General features: G+C 75.0%; 19 protein-coding genes. 7 read left to right on the top strand and 12 right to left on the bottom strand.

Annotation, left to right across the window (positions count from 1 at the left end; translation table 11 throughout):
- Nucleotides 1-35: 35 nt before the first annotated feature.
- The 6 genes from PV350_RS10410 to PV350_RS10385 all read left to right on the top strand — a co-directional run bounded on the left by PV350_RS10410 (nucleotide 36) and on the right by PV350_RS10385 (nucleotide 4,735).
- Complete coding sequence (locus PV350_RS10410) at nucleotides 36-1,679, top strand: acyl-CoA synthetase (protein WP_499510608.1); 1,644 nt, start codon at nucleotides 36-38, stop codon at nucleotides 1,677-1,679.
- 70 nt (nucleotides 1,680-1,749) lie between these two features.
- A complete protein-coding gene (locus PV350_RS10405; protein WP_499510609.1) occupies nucleotides 1,750-2,271 on the top strand; it encodes an isochorismatase family protein in 522 nt (173 codons plus the stop codon).
- Nucleotides 2,262-2,927, top strand: coding sequence for a phosphotransferase (locus PV350_RS10400; RefSeq protein ID WP_499510610.1), 666 nt, complete (start codon nucleotides 2,262-2,264; stop codon nucleotides 2,925-2,927). Before PV350_RS10405 ends, PV350_RS10400 begins: the two co-directional genes overlap by 10 nt.
- Nucleotides 2,928-2,964: 37 nt before the next feature.
- On the top strand, nucleotides 2,965-3,513 hold the full coding sequence (cpt, locus tag PV350_RS10395) for a chloramphenicol phosphotransferase CPT (protein ID WP_499510611.1): 549 nt from the start codon (nucleotides 2,965-2,967) through the stop codon (nucleotides 3,511-3,513).
- A 215-nt stretch (nucleotides 3,514-3,728) separates the two neighbouring features.
- Entirely contained in the window at nucleotides 3,729-4,316 is a 588-nt protein-coding gene (locus PV350_RS10390) for a cysteine dioxygenase (RefSeq protein ID WP_500333442.1), read from the top strand.
- Nucleotides 4,313-4,735 (top strand): rhodanese-like domain-containing protein, encoded by a 423-nt coding sequence (locus tag PV350_RS10385; RefSeq protein WP_500333441.1) that lies wholly within the window; start codon nucleotides 4,313-4,315, stop codon nucleotides 4,733-4,735. Before PV350_RS10390 ends, PV350_RS10385 begins: the two co-directional genes overlap by 4 nt.
- Here the strand turns inward: PV350_RS10385 and PV350_RS10380 are convergent.
- The 6 genes from PV350_RS10380 to PV350_RS10355 all read right to left on the bottom strand — a co-directional run bounded on the left by PV350_RS10380 (nucleotide 4,704) and on the right by PV350_RS10355 (nucleotide 10,738).
- Nucleotides 4,704-5,402 carry an alpha/beta fold hydrolase gene (locus PV350_RS10380; protein ID WP_500333440.1) on the bottom strand — a complete coding sequence of 233 codons (699 nt, stop codon included), beginning with the start codon at nucleotides 5,400-5,402 and terminating at the stop codon, nucleotides 4,704-4,706. The genes PV350_RS10385 and PV350_RS10380 overlap by 32 nt on opposite strands.
- A 102-nt stretch (nucleotides 5,403-5,504) precedes the next feature.
- Nucleotides 5,505-6,326, bottom strand: coding sequence for a universal stress protein (locus PV350_RS10375; protein ID WP_499510615.1), 822 nt, complete (start codon nucleotides 6,324-6,326; stop codon nucleotides 5,505-5,507).
- A gap of 100 nt (nucleotides 6,327-6,426) precedes the next feature.
- Complete coding sequence (locus PV350_RS10370) at nucleotides 6,427-7,995, bottom strand: acyl-CoA synthetase (RefSeq protein ID WP_499510616.1); 1,569 nt, start codon at nucleotides 7,993-7,995, stop codon at nucleotides 6,427-6,429.
- A gap of 13 nt (nucleotides 7,996-8,008) precedes the next feature.
- On the bottom strand, nucleotides 8,009-9,112 hold the full coding sequence (locus PV350_RS10365) for an NAD(P)H-dependent flavin oxidoreductase (protein ID WP_499510617.1): 1,104 nt from the start codon (nucleotides 9,110-9,112) through the stop codon (nucleotides 8,009-8,011).
- Between the two features lie 54 nt (nucleotides 9,113-9,166).
- On the bottom strand, nucleotides 9,167-9,796 hold the full coding sequence (locus PV350_RS10360; RefSeq protein ID WP_500333439.1) for a hypothetical protein: 630 nt from the start codon (nucleotides 9,794-9,796) through the stop codon (nucleotides 9,167-9,169).
- Nucleotides 9,797-9,829: 33 nt separating this feature from the next.
- On the bottom strand, nucleotides 9,830-10,738 hold the full coding sequence (locus tag PV350_RS10355; RefSeq protein ID WP_500333438.1) for an SDR family oxidoreductase: 909 nt from the start codon (nucleotides 10,736-10,738) through the stop codon (nucleotides 9,830-9,832).
- A gap of 183 nt (nucleotides 10,739-10,921) precedes the next feature.
- Here PV350_RS10355 and PV350_RS10350 point away from each other — a divergent pair, with 183 nt between their 5' ends.
- Complete coding sequence (locus tag PV350_RS10350) at nucleotides 10,922-11,818, top strand: LysR family transcriptional regulator (protein WP_500333437.1); 897 nt, start codon at nucleotides 10,922-10,924, stop codon at nucleotides 11,816-11,818.
- Between the two features lie 673 nt (nucleotides 11,819-12,491).
- Here PV350_RS10350 and PV350_RS10345 read toward each other — a convergent pair.
- The 6 genes from PV350_RS10345 to PV350_RS10320 all read right to left on the bottom strand — a co-directional run bounded on the left by PV350_RS10345 (nucleotide 12,492) and on the right by PV350_RS10320 (nucleotide 17,471).
- Nucleotides 12,492-14,549 carry a serine/threonine-protein kinase gene (locus tag PV350_RS10345; RefSeq protein ID WP_500333436.1) on the bottom strand — a complete coding sequence of 686 codons (2,058 nt, stop codon included), beginning with the start codon at nucleotides 14,547-14,549 and terminating at the stop codon, nucleotides 12,492-12,494.
- A gap of 76 nt (nucleotides 14,550-14,625) precedes the next feature.
- Nucleotides 14,626-15,492 (bottom strand): oxygenase MpaB family protein, encoded by an 867-nt coding sequence (locus PV350_RS10340; protein WP_500333435.1) that lies wholly within the window; start codon nucleotides 15,490-15,492, stop codon nucleotides 14,626-14,628.
- A gap of 141 nt (nucleotides 15,493-15,633) precedes the next feature.
- The gene (locus PV350_RS10335; RefSeq protein WP_500333434.1) at nucleotides 15,634-16,089 is read right to left on the bottom strand and encodes an SPW repeat domain-containing protein; all 456 of its coding nucleotides are present in this window, start codon (nucleotides 16,087-16,089) and stop codon (nucleotides 15,634-15,636) included.
- Nucleotides 16,090-16,267: 178 nt separating this feature from the next.
- The gene (gene crcB, locus PV350_RS10330) at nucleotides 16,268-16,642 is read right to left on the bottom strand and encodes a fluoride efflux transporter CrcB (RefSeq protein WP_499510624.1); all 375 of its coding nucleotides are present in this window, start codon (nucleotides 16,640-16,642) and stop codon (nucleotides 16,268-16,270) included.
- Nucleotides 16,639-16,986, bottom strand: coding sequence for a DUF190 domain-containing protein (locus tag PV350_RS10325; protein WP_499510625.1), 348 nt, complete (start codon nucleotides 16,984-16,986; stop codon nucleotides 16,639-16,641). Before PV350_RS10325 ends, crcB begins: the two co-directional genes overlap by 4 nt.
- Nucleotides 16,983-17,471, bottom strand: a complete 489-nt coding sequence (locus tag PV350_RS10320; protein WP_499510626.1) for a fluoride efflux transporter FluC — start codon at nucleotides 17,469-17,471, stop codon at nucleotides 16,983-16,985. The genes PV350_RS10325 and PV350_RS10320 overlap by 4 nt, the downstream gene beginning before the upstream one ends.
- Between the last annotated feature and the right edge of the window lie 40 nt (nucleotides 17,472-17,511).

Raw genomic sequence — 17,511 nt, 5'->3', positions numbered from 1 at the left:
CGCACCCGGTCCCCCGGCCCCGGTGAGGAGGAGCCGTGGAGTACAACCTTGCCGACCTCTTCGAGTCGGTCGCCGACACCGTGCCCGGCCGCGAGGCGCTGGTGCATCTCGACCACCCCGGCACGGGGGCCGAGCGCCGGCTCACGTACGCGCAACTCGACGCGGCGGCCAACCGCCTGGCGCACCACCTGGCGGACCACGGCGTCGCCCCCGGCGAACACGTGGGCCTGCACCTCCTCAACGGCGTCGAGTACCTGCAGACGGCGCTGGCCTGCATGAAGATCCGCGCCGTCCCGGTCAACGTCAACTACCGCTACGTGGCGGACGAGCTCGTCTACCTCTACCGCGACGCCGACCTCACGGCGCTCGTCTTCGACGCCGGGTTCACCGGGCGCGTCGCGGCGGCCCTGCCCCGTACCGAACGGCTGCGCCACCTGGTACGGGTCGGCGACGCACCACCGGACGCGCCCGGACCCGCCGTCGCAGCGGTCGGCTTCGCCGACGCCGAGGCCTCCGGATCGCCCGCCCGCGACTTCCCCGCCCGCTCCGCCGACGACCGCTTCATCATCTACACCGGCGGCACGACCGGCATGCCCAAGGGCGTCATGTGGCGCCACGAGGACCTCTTCTTCTCCGGCATGGGCGGCGGCGCCCCCACCGGCGTCCCCGTCTCCCGCCCCGAGGAACTCGCCGAACGGGTCGCGGCCGGCGGCGAGGGCCTGGTCTTCTTCCCCACCGCGCCGCTGATGCACGGCACCTCCACGCTGACCGCCTTCATCGGCTTCCACTACGGCCAGAAGGTCGTCGTCCACAGCAAGTACGCGCCCGTGGAGGTGCTGCGCACGATCGAGCGCGAGAAGGTCACCAGCGTCTCGCTGGTCGGCGACGCCATGCTGCGCCCCCTCGCCGACGCCCTGGCCGGACCGCTCAAGGACACCGACGTCTCCTCGCTGTTCAGCCTTTCCAGCTCCGGCGCGATCCTCTCCGAGACCGTGCGCGCGCAGTTCCAGGCGCTCGCCCCGAACTGCATGATCCTCAACAACTTCGGCTCGTCCGAGTCCGGCTTCAACGGCACCGCCACGGACGACTCCGGTCCGCGCAGGGGCTTCCGGCTGCGCGTCAGCGCGCACATCGCCGTCGTCGACCCCGCCTCCCTGGGGCCCGTGGCCCCCGGTGAACCGGGGCGCATCGCGCTGCGCGGCCACGTGCCGCTCGGCTACTACAACGACCCCGGCAAGACCGCCCAGACCTTCTTCGAGCGCGACGGCGAGCGCTGGGTGCTGCTCGGCGACATGGCCACCGTCGACGACGAGGGCATCGTCACCGTGCTCGGACGCGGCTCGCAGTGCATCAACACCGGCGGCGAGAAGGTCTACCCGGAGGAGGTCGAGGAGGCGCTGAAGGCCCACCCCGACGTGTACGACGCCCTGGTCGCCGGCGTCCCCGACCCGAAGTGGGGCCACCACGTCTCGGCCGTCGTCCAGCTGCGCGAAGGCGCCCCGGCGCCCTCCCTGGCGCAGATCCAGACGCACTGCCGGGCCCGTCTCGCCGGCTACAAGGTGCCGCGCAGCCTCGTCATCACCCCCCTCATCCAGCGCTCCCCCAGCGGCAAGGCCGACTACCGCTGGGCCCGCGAGACGGCCGCCCAGGGAGCGGCCGGCGGCCGAACACCGAGGTGAGCCGGGCGCGGGGGCACCAGATGGCCGCGAGCCCCTGCGCACGCGCGGCGGGGGTACTTAAGGTGTGCCCATGACGCGTCTCGAGCCCCAACGCACCGCACTTGTCGTGATCGACCTGATGGAACGCATCGTGGAGCTGCCGTTGGCTCCGCGGTCCGGCGAGGAGGTCGTGCTGGCGTCGCTGGGACTCGCGACGGCCTTCCGGGAGGCGGGGGCGCCGGTCGTGCTGGTGCGCGTGGAGCGCCCCGGGGTCGACGAGCAGCCGCCGGGGAGCGAGCTCGTCGAAGGGCTGGAGCGGGAGGGCGACCTGGTGGTCGTCAAGCGGACCGTGGGCGCCTTCCACGGCACCGGCCTGGACGGGGAGTTGCGGGAGCGCGGCGTCGGCACCCTCGTGATCGCCGGCATCGCGACGAACATGGGCGTCGAGTCCACGGCCCGCGCGGCCGCCGACCACGGGTACGCACTCCACTTCGCCGAGGACGCGATGACCGCACTGAGCGCGGCGGAGCACGAGGCCGCCGTGACGCTCGCCCTCCCGCGCTTCGGGACCGTGGCCCCGGCCGCGGAGCTGGCGAAGGCCCTGTGGAGCTGATCGGCGCGGGCCGCGACGCCGACGTCTACGCCCTGGACGGCACGCGGGTCCTGCGCCGCTACCGGCACGGCGGTTCGGCCCACGAGGAGGCCCGCCTCATGGCCCACCTCGCCGGCGAGGGGTTCGCGGTGCCCCGGGTGCACGACGCGGACGGCACCGACCTCGTCATGGACCGCCTGACGGGGCCCACCATGGCGCAGGACCTGGCCCGCAGGCCCTGGCGGGCGTACGCCCACGGACGGTTGCTGGCCGGGCTGCAGGCGTCCCTCCACGCCGTCCCGGCGCCCGGCTGGCTCGACCGCCGCTTCACCACCGGGGATCCCGCCCGGGACCGCGTCCTCCACCTGGACCTGCACCCGGAGAACGTCATCCTCACCCCGGAGGGACCGGTGCTGATCGACTGGAGCAACGCCGCGGCGGGCGACCCCGCCGCCGACACCGCGCTGACCGTCGCCATCCTGCGCGGCGTCGGCCTGGGCCCCGTCCGGAACGTCGGCCTGCGCGTCTTCGTCGCCGGGTTCCTCCACGCCGCCCCCGCCGACCCGGCGCCGAGAATGGCCGAGGCGATCGCCGCGCGCCTCGCCAACCCCAATCTGCTGCCCGCCGAGGAACACCGACTCCGGCGCTTCGCCCGCCGCGCGCCACACGGCAATTGACTCGCGGACCCTCCGGCACCGCCCCTAGCCTGGGCCGATGGCCCACCAGGTGATCGTGCTCAACGGCGGCTCCAGCTCCGGCAAGACGGGCATCGCGCGCTGCCTGCAGGCGGTGCTCCTGCCGGACCCGTGGCTGACCTTCGGCACCGACACGCTCGTCGACGGCCTGCCCGCCGGGCTGCGGGGCTCCGGGGCCGGCGCGGGCATCGGCTTCGGTGCCGACGGGAGCGTGTCGGTCGGCGACGTCTTCCGGGCCCTGGACGAGGCCTGGACGGCCGGCGTCGCGGCCATGGCGCGGGCCGGTGCCCGGATCGTCGTCGACGAGGTGTTCCTCGGCGGCCCCGTCTCGCAGGACCGCTGGCGGCGGGCCCTGGACGGCCTGGAAGTGCTGTGGGTCGGCGTCCGCTGCGCCCCCGAGGTGGCGGCGGGCCGGGAGATCGCCCGGGGCGACCGGGTGCCGGGCATGGCGGCGGCGCAGGCGGAGGCGGTCCACCGGGGAGTCGTCTACGACATCGAAGTGGACACGACACGCATGGAGTCCATGGAGTGCGCGCGGGCCGTCGCGGCCCATGTGTCACCTGTGTGACGTACCCGACTCCGGAGGGGACAGACCGCTGGTCCGTGTGCTTGCATGGGTCCATGCGCACGAACATCTGGAACCTGGGCCCCCTGTGGCCGGGACGCCGTGCGCACCACTTCGACCAGAGCTGTCGCCGGGGCTGACCTCCGTAGCCCCGACCACCCCATGACCTGCCCCCGCCCAGGCGGGGCACGTCGTGTTCCCGCTCTGGAGCCCTTCCCATGGCCCTGCACCACCGGGCGAGCGGTCCCACCCCGCTCGTCCTCCCCCAACTGCGCGCGCTCGTCCGCGGCTACGCCGCCGCCGTCGAGGCCGGTGTGCACCTGCCCGTCCACCTGCCCGACCGCCGCTGGTACACCCGGCTGCACCAGGACCCCTACGTGGACGTCTGGCTGATCACCTGGCCGTGCGACACCTCCACCGAACTACACGACCACGCGGGCTCCCTCGGTGCCCTGACCGTCGTCGGCGGCACGCTCACCGAGCACCGCTGGCTCCACGACGAGCGGGGCCACGGCAGCATCGCGACCCGCGAACTCGCCGCGGGCGGCGGCGCGGCCTTCCCGCTCGGGCACGTCCACGACGTCGTCAACATCTCCGCCGCGCCCGCGGTGAGCGTGCACGCCTACTCGCCGCCCCTGACGGCGATGTCGTACTACGCGGTCGACGCCGCGCGCTCGCTGCGGCGCACGCGTACCGTGCTGACGGACGAGCCGGAGCCCTCCGCGGTGCCCCGCGCCGTCCCCCTGTCACGCGCCCTGGCCGTGACCTCGTCCGCGTCCACGACCGCTCCGGAGGCCGTCCGATGAACCCGTCCGCCACCGTCAGGTCCGGCATCGACCGGATGCTCGACCGCGCCCGGGCCCGGCTGGACCGGGTCGGGCCCGACGACGCGGCGGCCGAGATCGCCGCGGGCCAGGCACTGCTGGTCGACATCCGCCCGGCCGCGCAGCGGGCCCTGGAGGGCGAGTTCCCGGACGCATTGGTGATCGAGCGCAACGTCCTCGAATGGCGGCTTGACCCGCTGAGCGACGCCCGCGTCCCCGAGGCCACCGGCCACGACGTGCGCTGGATCGTGGCCTGCTCCGAGGGCTACACCTCCAGCCTGGCGGCGGCCTCGCTGCAGGACGTCGGCCTGACCCGGGCCACCGACCTGGAGGGCGGTTTCCAGGCGTGGCTGCGGGCCGGGCTGCCGGTCAAGGGCGGGGCGCCGGAAGGAACCCCCTGACCTCGGCGAGGAAGTCCGCCGGGCGCTCCTGGTGGACCAGGTGCCCCGCCTCCACCGTCACCAGCCGCGCCCCCGGCACCCGGGCCGCGACGGCAGCGATGCCGTCCTGGGGGACGTGGCTGGCCGCCCCGCCGGCGAGGACCAGGGTGGGGCAGTCGATCGCCGCCAGCAGGTCCCACCAGCCCGGGTCGGGGGCGTTGCGCCAGCGGTTGACGGCCGCGATGACCCGCCAGTCGCACGTCTCGTCCCCCTCGGGGCCGGACGGCACGGCCCGCGGCGGCACCTCCGGGTCCGGCGGCACGGGCTCCTCCAGGACGAGGGCCGTCAGCCGGGGCGACGACTTCGCCGCCACCAGGTAGGCGACGACCGCGCCCATCGAGTGCCCGGCCAGCACCACCCGCTCCGGGCCGAGGGTGTCCAGGAAGGCCACGACGTCGTCGCGCATGGCCTCGAAGGCGTAGTCGCCCGGCCAGTCGCTGGCGCCGTGGCCGCGCAGGTCGGGTGCGTACACCCGGTGGGCCGAGGCCAGCGCGGGCGCGACCGGCTGCCAGTCGGCGCCGTCCGAGCCGCGTCCGTGGAGCAGGACGAGCGGCGGCGCGTCCGCCTCGCCCCAGGCGCGGTAGGCCATCCGGATGCCGTTCACCTGCACGGTGTGGAGATCGCTCACCCGGGCGACGCTACCCGCCGCCGGGAGACCTCACCCGTCCGGGCGTCACCCGTTCCGGTCCGCCCGCAGCGAACGGCCCCGAACGGTCCGCTCCCGCGGGCGTCAGTGCGGGACGACGGCCACCGGGCAGGCCGCATGGTGCAGCACCGCGGCCGCCACGGGGCCCAGGTGCGGGCCCGCGCCTCCGTGCCGGTTCCGGCACCGTCCGACGACCAGCAGCGAGGCACCGGCCGCCGCGTCCACCAGGGGCTGCGCGGCGTTGCCCGCGGCGACCTCCTGCGTGATCTCCACACCGGGCGCCTTCTCCTGCCACGGCGCGAGGGCGGCCTGCACCGCGTGCCGCTCCGCCGCCGAGATCTCCGCGCCGCACGTGGGGTCCATGGCCGCGGGGACGTACCCGTACGTCGGCGGGTACGACCACGCGTGGACCACCCGCAGCTGCACCCCGCGCCGCCGCGCGTCCTCCACCGCGAAGGCGATCACGTCGTCGGCGCCCTTCCGCAGGCTGAAGCCCAGCACCACCGGCCGCCGGTCGTCCCCGTCCCCCTCGTCCTGGCCGGTGCGGACGACCACGACGGGACCTTCAGCGCGGGCCAGCGTCGCCTGCCCCACGGACCCGAGGAGGAAGCCGCTGAGCCCGCTCAGCCCCTGCGAGCCGAGCGCGAGCAACTCGCTGCGGCCCGCCTCCGCGACCAGCAGCTCCGCCGGCGGGCCGTCGGCCACGTCGGTCGTCACGGGCAGGTCCGGATACCGCTCGGCGAGGTCCTGTGCGGCGTCGCGCACCACCGCGTCGCCGTACGGGTGTCCCCCGGCGTGCACCAGGCGCAGCGGCACCGATCTCCGCAGCGCCTCCCCCGCCGCCCAGTGCATGGCGGCGTGGCTTTCCGGCGAGCCGTCCAGGCCCACGGTGACGGGTCGGGTCATCGGATGTGCCTCCCTCGCCTCCACAGTAGGCGCCGCCGCCCCGCCCGGCGCCCCGGCGGACACGGCCGCCCGGGCCGTACGGGGCCGGGCGGCCCCGCGGTCACAGCGGCCGCGCGCGGCCCTCCCAGTACGGGTCGCGGAGCCGGCGCTTGTAGAGCTTGCCGTTGGGGTCACGCGGCATCTCGGCGACGAAGTCCACCGAACGGGGGCGCTTGTAGCCCGCCAGACGCTCCTCGCAGTGGGCCAGGACGGAGGCGGCCAGCTCCGGCCCGGGCGCGTGGCCGGGGGCGGGTTCGACGACGGCCTTGACCTGCTCGCCCCAGTCGTCGTGGGGGATGCCGAAGGCGGCCGCGTCGGCGACCGCGGGGTGGCTGAGGAGCGCGGCCTCGATCTCGGCGGGGTAGACGTTGACGCCACCGGAGATGATCATGTCGATCTTGCGGTCGCGGAGGTAGAGGTAGCCGTCCTCGTCCAGGTAGCCCAGGTCGCCGACGGTGAAGAAGTCGCCGATGCGGCTCGCCCGGGTCTTGGCCTCGTCCTTGTGGTAGCGGAAGCCGGGGGTGTTCATCTTGATGTAGACGGTGCCGAGTTCACCGGGCGGCAGCCGGTTGCCGTCGTCGTCGTGGACGGCGATCTCGCTGATCGGCCACGCCTTGCCGACCGTGCCGGGCTTCTTCAGCCACTCGGCGGCGGAGGCGAAGGTGCCGCCGCCCTCGCTGGCCGCGTAGTACTCCTCGACGCACGGCCCCCACCACTCCAGCATGGCCCGCTTGATGTGCTCGGGGCAGGGCGCGGCGCCGTGGACGGCGTGCCGCATCGAGGAGACGTCGTGGCGGCTCCTGACCTCCTCCGGGAGGGCCAGCAGCCGGTGGAACTGCGTCGGCACCATGTGGGTGTGCGTGCAGCGGTGGACGTCGATCAGCCGCAGCATCTCCTCGGGCGTCCACTTGTCCATCAGGACGACCGGGTGGCCGATGTGCAGCGCGGCGCCCGCGAACTGCAGCACCGCCGTGTGGTACAGCGGCGAACAGACGAGGTGGACGTTCCCGTCGAAGGGGCGGATGCCGAAGATGCCGAGGAAGCCGCCGAGGTGGGTCTCCTCGGGGGGCCTGCCGGACAGGGCGCGCCGGATGCCGCGGGGGCGGCCGGTGGTGCCGGAGGTGTAGTTCATGACCCAGCCTGTGGTGCGCTCCCCGGGCGGGGTGCCGGGCATGCCGGCCTGCAGGTCCGCGTACGGGCGGAAGCCGTCGATGCCCGTGGCGCCGACGGCGTACCGGCGTGGCCCGGGCAGTCCCGCCTCGTCGGCGGCGGCGCGTGCCTGGTCGCCGAAGCGCTCGTGGGCGACGAGCACCTTCGCGCCGGAGTCGGCGACGATCCAGGCGATCTCGGACCCCACCAGGTGGTGGTTGACCGGGACGAGGTAGAACCCGGCCTGGAAGGCGGCGAGGTACGCCGTGAAGAACTCGGCGCCGTTCGGCAGCACGACCGCGAAGGCGTCGCCGGTCCGCAAGCCTGCGGCGCGCAGCCCGTGGACGAGGCGGTTGGACTCCTCGTGCAGCCGCCGGGCGCTCCACCGGTCGCCGTCGGGAGAGGTGAGCACGACCCGTTCCGGGTCGGCGGCGGCCTGGGCCCAGAACCCGTTGGGGGCGTTCGCCGTGGTCGGTGTCATGGGTGCCGCCTCCTCAGGTGCGTCCGGCGATGCGGTTGATGCGGTCGACGGCCCGCTCGAAACCGCGGGTCAGATCGTCGAAGACCGCCTGGACGCTGCGCACTTCGCGCATCTGGCCCACGATCTGGCCGACCGGCGTGCCCAGCAGCGGCTCCACCTCGTACTTCTGGATCCGGGTGATCGCATCGGCGACCAGCAGGCCCTGCAGGGGCATCGGCAGCGCTCCGGGCCCGGCCGGGCCGTCCCAGGCGTCGGTCCACTCGGTGCGCAACTGGCGGGCCGGTTTGCCGGTCAGGGCGCGCGAGCGGACGGTGTCCCCCGAGCCGGCCGCGAGGAGCTTGCGGACCAGGGCGGAGGAGGGGAGTTCGGCCTCCGTGGTGGTCAGCCACACCGAGCCCAGCCACACGCCCTGGGCGCCCAGCGCCAGTCCCGCGGCGACCTGCTCACCGGTGCCGATGCCCCCGGCGGCGAGCACGGGCAGCGGGTCCACGGCACGGACGACCTCGGGCACCAGCACCATGCCGGCGATCTCACCGGTGTGGCCGCCGGCCTCGTAGCCCTGCGCGACGACGATGTCGATGCCCGCCTCCTGGTGGTGGCGGGCGTGCCGGGCGCTGCCGGCGAGGGCGGCGACGGGGACGCCCCGGTCGTGGGCGCGCCGTACGACGTCCGCGGGCGGGGAGCCCAGCGCGTTGGCGAGCAGGCCGATCGGGAAGTCGAAGGCGACGTCGAGCTGCGAGCGGGCCACCTGTTCCATCCAGCCCGTGATGCGCCAGCCGGTGGGGTCGCCCGGCTCCAGCTCGGGCACGCCGTGCTTGGCCAGCACCTCGCGTACGTACTGGCGGTGCCCCTGCGGGATCATCGCCTCGACGTCCGCCTCGGTGACGCCCTCGACCTTCTTGGCCGGCATGACGACGTCCAGCCCGTACGGCCGGCCGTCGGTGTGCGCCTCCATCCACTCCAGGCCGCGGGCCAGTTCGTCGGGCGCGGTGTAGCGCACCGCCCCGAGGACTCCCATGCCCCCGGCCCTGCTGATCGCGGCCGCGACGGCGGGGAACGGCGTGAAGCCGAAGATGGCGTGCTCGATGCCCAGCCTCTTGCTCAGCTCCGTCTCCATGGGGGCAGGATGCCCGAGCGGACCGGCCGGGGGAAGAGATTTTCTGATGCAGCGTCAGATTTTAGGGAAGCACGCCTCTCCCCATCCGCCGTCGCGGAGGTCCCGGACGACCACCCTGCCGGGCCCCGCGGGCCCCGCACAGGCGGGCTCGCACGGATCGAGCCGTCCGGGCTCCCGGGTGAGGGCGGCGCCCGGCCCGAAGTACCCCTCGTCCAGGGCGAATTCCCACCGGCTCCCGCACCCGGTGGGCACCGCCTGCTCCAGCGGCGCCGAAACGGGCCGCAGCCCTGCCAGCTCCTGGCGGAAGCCTCGGCCGCCGCACCACGTCTCCACCACCGTGCGCGTGGTCAGCGCCGCGGCGGCGGCCGGCAGGAGCCACTCGGGGCCGAGCAGCGAGCCGAAGTACCCGGGGGCGGGCCCCTCCTGCCCTTCCCAGGAGTGCGGCTCGTCGAGGGTCACGGTGAAGGAGAGGTCACCGGTGATCTCGACGAGGCCGTTCAGGGAATGCGACGGGGCGACCGCCGTCGCCGGGTGCAGGACGTGCCCGGCGACGGCGGACAGCACGGCGGTCGCCAGTCGCGGATCGCCCTGCCCGTACCGGAAGTACATCCCCGGCCGGGCCCGCGCCCCCGCGTCGAAGTCCGGGACGGTGATGCGCGAAGCGTCGTACGACTTCCCGGTCATGGCCGCAGGCTACCTGCCGCCCGCCGCTGCGGGTCAGGCGTCGGACCGGCCGAAGTAGTGGCCCTCCGCCAGGTCCTGGAGCAGCGCGGGGTGCTCCGGGCGCCAGCCCAGGAGCTCCCTGGTGCGCGCGTTCGACGTCGGGTTGTCGAGCGTCGCGAAGCCGGACAGGAAGCCGAGGTGCTCCTGCGCCGCCTCGCGCGGCACGCTCTTCACCGGGACGTCCAAGCCGCGGCCGATCGCCTCGGCGATCTCCCGGAACGGGATGCCCTCGTCGCCGACCCCGTGCAGCCGCGAGCCCGCCGGCGCCGCTTCCAGTGCGAGGCGGAACAGGCGCGCCGCGTCCAGGGTGTGGACGGCGGGCCAGCGGGTGGCGCCGTCCTCCACGTACGCCGAGACGCCCTTGTCGCGCGCCATGCCGATCAGCCGCGGGACGAAGCCGTGCCGGTCGGACGGGCCGTGCACGGACGGGGCGAGGCGCACGACCGACGACCGGACCCCGCGCGTGGCGAGCGCGACCGCCGCGTTCTCCGCCTCGCCACGGGGAGATGCCGGGGCCGCCGCCTCGTCCTCCGTCCCGGGGCTGCCCGCGACGGCGGAGGCGAGCATCAGCGTGCCGGAGGTGATCACGAAGGGGCGTCCGGAGCCCCCGAGCGCGTCCCCCATCGCCTCGACGGCCCGCAGGTCGGTGGCGACCGCGCCCGCGTAGTCGGAGAAGTCGTGGTCGAAGGCCAGGTGGATGACGCCGTCGGCCTCCGCGGCGCCGCGGCGCAGGCCGTCGAGCTCCTCCAGGCTGCCGCGGTGGACCCCGGCCCCCGCGGCCGTCAGGGCGGCGGCGGAACGGTCCGAGCGGGCGAGGCCGACGACCTCGTGCCCGGCCGCGAGGAGTTCGGCGACGACGGCGGTCCCGATGTGTCCGGTGGCGCCGGTGACGAATACACGCATGCTGCGATCCTTCGATGAGGTGGTGTGGTGCCGCCCCCTCGCGCGGTGCCGGCGGCGCGGTCGGGGGCGGTCTCCATCGTGCGGGCCGGGAACACCCGCGGTCCAAGGCCCGTTCTGCACGGCGCAATGCGTTCCGGGCATCACCCCAGGTGGAAAGGGTCGGGGCGGACTAGGCTGGGCGTCATGTCCGAGTCCTCCTCCGCGCCGCCGGACCTCGACCTGCGGCTCGTGCGCTACTTCACGGCCGTCGCCGAGCACCGGCACTTCGGCCGGGCCGCCGAGGCGCTCCACGTCACCCAGCCGTCCCTGAGCCGGCAGGTCCGCCGCCTCGAGCAGCAACTGGGCGCGCGCCTGCTGGACCGCACCCCGCGGGGCACCGTCCTCACCGAGGCCGGGGAGATTTTCCTGCCCCGCGCCAGGGCGCTGCTGCGCTCCGCCGCGAGTGCCGCGGCCGAGACCCGCGCCGCCGCCCGGCCCAGCCGGATCACCGTGGGCTACACCGCGGGCCTCATCGTCACCCCCGCGGTGCGGGAGCTGCGCCACCGGCATCCCGACGCCGACGTACGCACCCAGCACGTGCCCTGGAACGAGGCGAGCGCGGCACTGCTGGACCACCGGGTGGACGCGCTGGTCACCCGGCTGCCGTTCCCCACCGGCGGGCTGCACGTGACGGTGCTGTACGACGAACCCCGGGTGCTGGTGGTGCCGCTGGACCACCGCCTGGCGGGCAAGGAGTCCGTCACGCTCGACGACATCGCCGGCGAACCCCTGCCCCGGGTACGGCAGTCCGACCCGTCGTGGAGCGCGTTCTGGCGCATCGACCCCCGGCCCGACGGCAGCCCCGCGCCGGACGGTCCCCTCATCGACGCCGTCGAGGACAAGTTCGAGGTGGTCGCCGCCGGGCAGGCCGTGACCATCTCGGCGGGCGTCCGCGGCGGACTGCGCCCCGACCTCACCGCGATCCCCCTCGAAGGCGTCGAGCCGAGCCACGTCGTCCTGGCGACCCGTGCCGGCGACGGCAACCGCCTCGTGGCGGCCTTCCGCAAGGCGGCGCAGTCCCGCCTGACCGGCCGCCCCTGAACCCGGAACCCCGCGCGCGGACACCCGGGCACGCCAAGAGCGCAGCCCCCTGCGGTCCCGCGGGCACTTCCGCCGAAGTGGTGCGGCGGCCACCGCCGAAGCCGCGGCGCCCGGGACGAACTCCGCCGCGGTGCTCACCGCCGCAGCCTCGTCCCAAGCGCGCTCGCAACCCCGACCAGCGCGGACGAACCGGCGGCCCACCGCTCGGGAAACCCGATGCCACACAGCCGCCTCCACGGCGGCGGTGCGGCCGCCACCGCGGACTCCGCCACGGCGTCCGCCGCGCCGACTTCCCACGGGCCGCCCCTGAACCCGGAACCCGCGGCCGACCGCCGCAACCGGGTACTCGGCGCGCCAAGGCCACGGCGCCGCGAACGCCGCCGACGCAGGCTCGCCGGAGGCAGGCCCGGCCGGCCCCTCCTCCGCGACTCCGGACCCGCAGCCGGACGCCGCGACCGACTGCTCGACACGCCGCTTCCACAGAGGCGGAACAGCAACCACCGCCGAAGCCGCCCTCGACAAGCCCGGCGAGCTCCGCCACGGCGGCTTCCCATCGGCTGCCTCCGAACCCGGAGCGCCCGCCCGGACAGCCGCGACCCGGTACCCGGCGCGCCGGAAGGTCGGCCGGCGGGCCCTGCGTCCCCGGAGTCGCACGGGTCAACCGGTCGTACGGTCAGCCGGGTAGCCCCAGCTGTTCGCGGCAGCGGGCCCGGTCCTCGTGGCTGGCCACCGTGTCGGGGTGCTCCGGGCCGAGGGTCCGTTCGCGGGCCTCCGCCACGGCCTCGTGGAGGGCCAGGGCCTCGCGCCAGTCCCCCAGCCAGCCCAGGGCGACGGCGATCTCGCGGCGGCTGACGAGCGTGTCGGGGTGGTCCGCGCCGAGCATGCGGGTGCGGACCGCCGCGACGTCGCGGGCCTCGGCGAGGGCGTCGCTCCAGCGGCCGAGGCGGCCGAGGTTGACCCCGAGGCCGTGCCGGGCGCGGAGGGTGTCGGGGTGGGCGGGGCCCGACACGCGGGTGCGGAGGGCGACGAGGTCGGTGTAGACCTCGTGGGCCTCGGCGCCCAAGCCCATCCGCCCCAGGCATATGCCCAGTTCGTGGCGGGTGGCCAGGGTGTCGGGGTGGTCGGCCCCCAGCAGTCCCGCCCGGATCGCGGCGACGTGGGCGTAGGTGGCGCGGGCCTCCGGCCAGCGGTCGAGGAGCCCGAGCAGATGGCCGACCTCGCAGCGGGTGGTGAGCGTGTCGGCGTGGGCGGGGCCCAGCACGCGGGTGCGGGTGTCCGCGACCTGCGCCGCCAACGCATACGCCTCCTGCGTGCGGCCGAGCAGCCCGAGCGTGACGGCGAGGTTGTGCCGGCAGTGCAGGGTGTCGGGATGGTCGGTGCCCTGCCGCCGTTCGCGGGCGGCGAGCACCGCGGTGTACCCCTGGCGGGCCTCCTCGTGGCGGCCGAGCCGTCCGAGGGCGTAGGCGGCCTCCTGGCGGGCGGCGAGCGCGGCGGGGTGATCCGCGCCCAGGGCCTGCGCCCGGGCAGCGGCCACCTCCTGGTACGCGCGCAGCGCCTCGGCGTGGCGGCCGCCGCGGCTGAGGCACAGGGCGAGTTCGTAGCGGCTGGTGAGCGTGTCGGGATGGGTGGCGCCGAGCAGCCGCTCGCGCTCCTCGGCGACGGCGCGGTGCGACCGTTCGGCCTCGGACCAGCGGCCCAGCCGGGCGAGTCCGACGGCCGCGGTGTGCCGGCTCGCCAGGGCCGCGGTGCCGTGCATGCCGGGCGCCCCCGACCGCAGTTCCAGACGGCGCGCCCAGGAGGGCAGCCCTGGCTCGGCGCGGGGGTGGCCGTGCCCGCCATGCCCGCCATGCCCGCCATGCCCGCCGTCCCGGAGCGTCTTGAGCCGGCCGGCCACGTCGGCGGCGCTCTGCGGGCGGTCCTCCGGGTTCTTGGCGAGCAGGTCGAGGACGAGCTGCTCCAGTTCCCCGGGCAGGTCGGGCCGGTGCTCGCGCGGCGGCCGGGGCGGGGTGTCGCGGTGGCCGACGAGGACGGCCCAGGTGTCGTCGAGGTCGAAGGGCGGGGCGCCGGTGGCGATCTCGTAGAGGACGCAGCCGAGCGAGTAGAGGTCGCTGCGGTGGTCGATCCCGTCCTCGCCGCCGATCTGCTCCGGCGACATGTAGTGCGGGGTGCCCATGGCGACCCCGGTGCCGGTCAGCCGCGAGGTGAAGCCGATGTCGTGGCCGAGGCGGGCGATGCCGAAGTCGCAGATCTTCACGTCGCCGTCGGCGAGCCGCATGACGTTCGCCGGCTTCAGGTCGCGGTGCACGATGCCCCGGGCGTGGGTGTACGCCAGGGCCGCCGCGATCTGCGCGGCGATGTCGGTGACGTCGGGGAGGGGGAGCGGACGGCCCTCGTTGTCACCGAGCAACTGCCGCAGGTTGCGGCCCTCGAGCAGCTCCATGACGAGGAAGAGCACGCCCTCGCTCTCGCCGAAGTCGTGGACGACGGTGACGCCGCGGTGCTGGAGCGCCGCCGCGACCCGTGCCTCGCGGCGGAAGCGCTCCCGCAGCACCCGGTGCACGGAGGGGTCCAGTGAAGGGCTCGTCGGTTTGAGGCACTTGACCGCGACCTCCCGGCCCAGCGACTCGTCCAGCGCCTTCCAGACCTCGCCCATGCCGCCGCGCCCGATCCGCTCCCGCAGCCGGTAGCGGTCGCGCAGCAGTGTTCCCCCGTCGTACCGACCTGCCGTCATGGTGTGCGCCGCCCCCGGTCGTCCGCCTCTCCCCGCACCCAGTATGGCCGCGGGGGGCACGCTTGGGGACCCGCCGTTACCCCAGGGAACGCGCCTGTTCGCGCAGCCGGTGGGTGGACGGGTGCGTGCCGGGGCCGAGGCGCCCGACCGCCTTGAGGATGTGCCCGGGGGGCAGTTGCCAGCGCACGTAGGAGGGGACCGTGCGCAGCAGCAGGCCCGTGCCGCGCAGCCGCCGCCCGGTGACCGGGACGGCCGGGGCGGGCCGCCCGTACAGCTCGTGGGCGAAGGGCGGCAGCGCGGCGTAGGCCAGTGCGGCGGCCCGGCCCCACACGGCGAACCGCAGGGGCAGCAGCGCCCAGGGCACGGGCGGCCCCTGCAAGAAGGCGAAGACCTCCAGGGCCTCGGGGGTCGCGGCGAGCTCCGGCCGCACCTTCTCGAAGTAGGCGGCGAGCGACTCGGTGTCGCCGGGGACCTCCGCCGGGTCCAGGCCCACCAGCCGGGCGGCCTCGCGCTGTTCGGCGACGTAGGCGTCGGCCTGCGCGTCGGACAGGGGGAAGCCGGAGCGCCGCGCGACCTCCAGGTAGGAGTCGATCTCGGCGCAGTGCACCCACAGCAGCAGTCCTGGATCGTCGACGGGGAAGCGCTCGCCACTGTCCGGGTCCGTCGCGGACAGCCGGCGGTGGATGCCGCGCACCTTGGCCCCGGCCCGCTCGGCCTGCAGCGTGGTCCCGTAGGTGATCGTGCCGACGAAGTCCGCGGTGCGCAGCAGACGGCCCCACGCGTCCCGGCGGAAGTCCGAGTTCTGCGTGACGCCGCGCACCGCGCGCGGGTGCAGCGCCTGCAGGTACAGCGCCCGTACGCCGGCGATCCACATCATGGGGTCGCCGTGCATCTGCCAGGTGACCGATGCGGGCCCGAAGAGCCCGGGGTCGGCATCGCGCATCGCAGCCTCCTGTCGCCGTGCGACCACGGCCGGCCCCACCCGCGACCGGGGCGGCGGCCTCCGGCCTGGTGCCCGCAGCGCCGAGCATAGGGCCGCGCGGGGCGCCGGGTCTGCCCCGCGCGGCCCTCCCTCGGTGGCGTGTCAGCGGGCGGGCGCGGCGTCACCCGGCGGGTGGGAGCGCCGTCGCTCGATCAGGGCCAGGCTCACCGCGCCCAGGACGATCAGGCCCACGCCCGTGACGATCTGGTTGAGGGGCGCGAGACCGGCCCCCGGGTCGTCGAAGTAGCCGAAGACGAAGGGCGAGACGACCAGGCAGGCACCGCACACGATGGTGATGACGTCACTGCCGGGCCCCCGGGTCCGGGCCGCGCGTGCGATCGCGTTGAGCAGGATGATGGTCGAGAAGACCAGGTCGACGATCCGCACGTTGTTGCCGATGGGCGTGTCGGGATACGCCAGCGCCCATCCGGCGGCGAACAGCCACCCGCCGATCAGCAGCAGGGGTGCGGTGAACAGCGAGTCGCGTATGTCGGCCGGTGGGGTCTGGGCGTGGCCCGAAGTCTGGATCCGGGTGGCGGAACGCTGAGCCAGGGACATGGTGCCCTCCCGCGGTGGGAGCAACGTCGCCCGGCACTTGGCGCACGCCTCCCGGCGCCTGTCGGCGGGGAACACACCCGCGTCCGCTCCGGGCGACGGGCCGGAGTGTGGACTCCTCTCATTTTAGGTGGGTCGCCGGGAACGTCCTGTTCTGCGGCCTCGCGGTGCCGGGCGCGGTTCAGGCCCAGATCGCCTGGGCCACGGCAGCCCCGGTGAAGGCCGCGCCGATCCCGGCGACCACGCTGGCGACGACGTTCGCGACGGCGAAGAACCGCGCCCCGGTCTCCGCCAGCCGCAGGGTCTCGTACGAGAAGGTCGAGTAGGTGGTCAGCGCCCCGCAGAAACCCGTGCCGATCAGGAGCTGGACCGAATGGGAGGCCGCCCCGTAGGTGACCGCGCCGGCCACCAGCCCCAGGACGAGGCAGCCGACGACGTTGACCGTGAACGTGCCCCACGGGAACACGGTGTCGTGCCGGGCCTGGACGGCGCGGTCCGTGAGGTACCGCAGCGGTGCCCCGACCACGGCCCCGGCGATGACGAGCACCCAGTTCACCCGTGGTTCCCCCGTCCCACGTAGCGGATGACCTCGACCTCGTCGAGGGTGACCAGCCCTTCGGTGACCAGCTCGTCGAGCTGCGGCAGGAACGCGCGGACGCGCTCCTCGTGGTCGACGATGACGACGGCCACCGGCAGGTTGTCGCTCAGCGAGAGCAGCCTGCTGGTGTGGATCAGCGAGGAGGCGCCGAAGCCCTCCACCCCGTGGAAGACGCTGGCGCCGGCCAGGCCGGCGTCGTGGGCGCGGCGGGTGATCTCGGAGCACAGCGGCTTGTGGTGCCAGGTGTCGTTGTCGCCGATCAGGATCGTCAACCGCATCGCGGTGCCGTGCAGCCGTGTCATGTCTGCCTCCGAACGATCAGGCGACGGGCCGTGTGCGCGGCGCCCCACACCGCGGCCAGGGCGACCAGCGGCGTGGCGGCGAGGTAGGCCAGCCCGGCGCCGGCGTGACCGCCCTCCACCAGGCCGTGGATGTCGACGGCGTACGTGGAGAAGGTGGTGAAGCCCCCGAGCACGCCGGTGCCGAGGAACGGGCGCACGAGCCGGTGCACGGACCACTTCTCGGTGATGACCACCATGAACACGCCGATCACGGCGCAGCCGAGCGCGTTGACACCGAAGGTGGTCCACGGGAAGGCGCCCGGCGCACCGGGCCACAGCAGGCCCGCGCCGTAGCGCGCGCACGCTCCCAGTGCTCCGCCGACCGCGACCACGCCGACGACCGGCGCCTGTTCCCGTATCCGCGCGGATCGCGGCAGGGGCGGCTGCGGCTCGACGTCGGGGGACACGGGCTCGGTCATCGGGGAGAAGGGGGCTGGTGAGGTCATGCGTCTCCTACTCGTGAGGCGCCCTGCTGCGGGCGCGTTC

It is taken from the genome of Streptomyces sp. PA03-6a (assembly GCF_033792765.1).
Lineage (GTDB): Bacteria > Actinomycetota > Actinomycetes > Streptomycetales > Streptomycetaceae > Actinacidiphila.
Note: the sequence above shows the minus strand (reverse complement) of the source record. Positions and strands in the feature narration are given on the sequence as shown.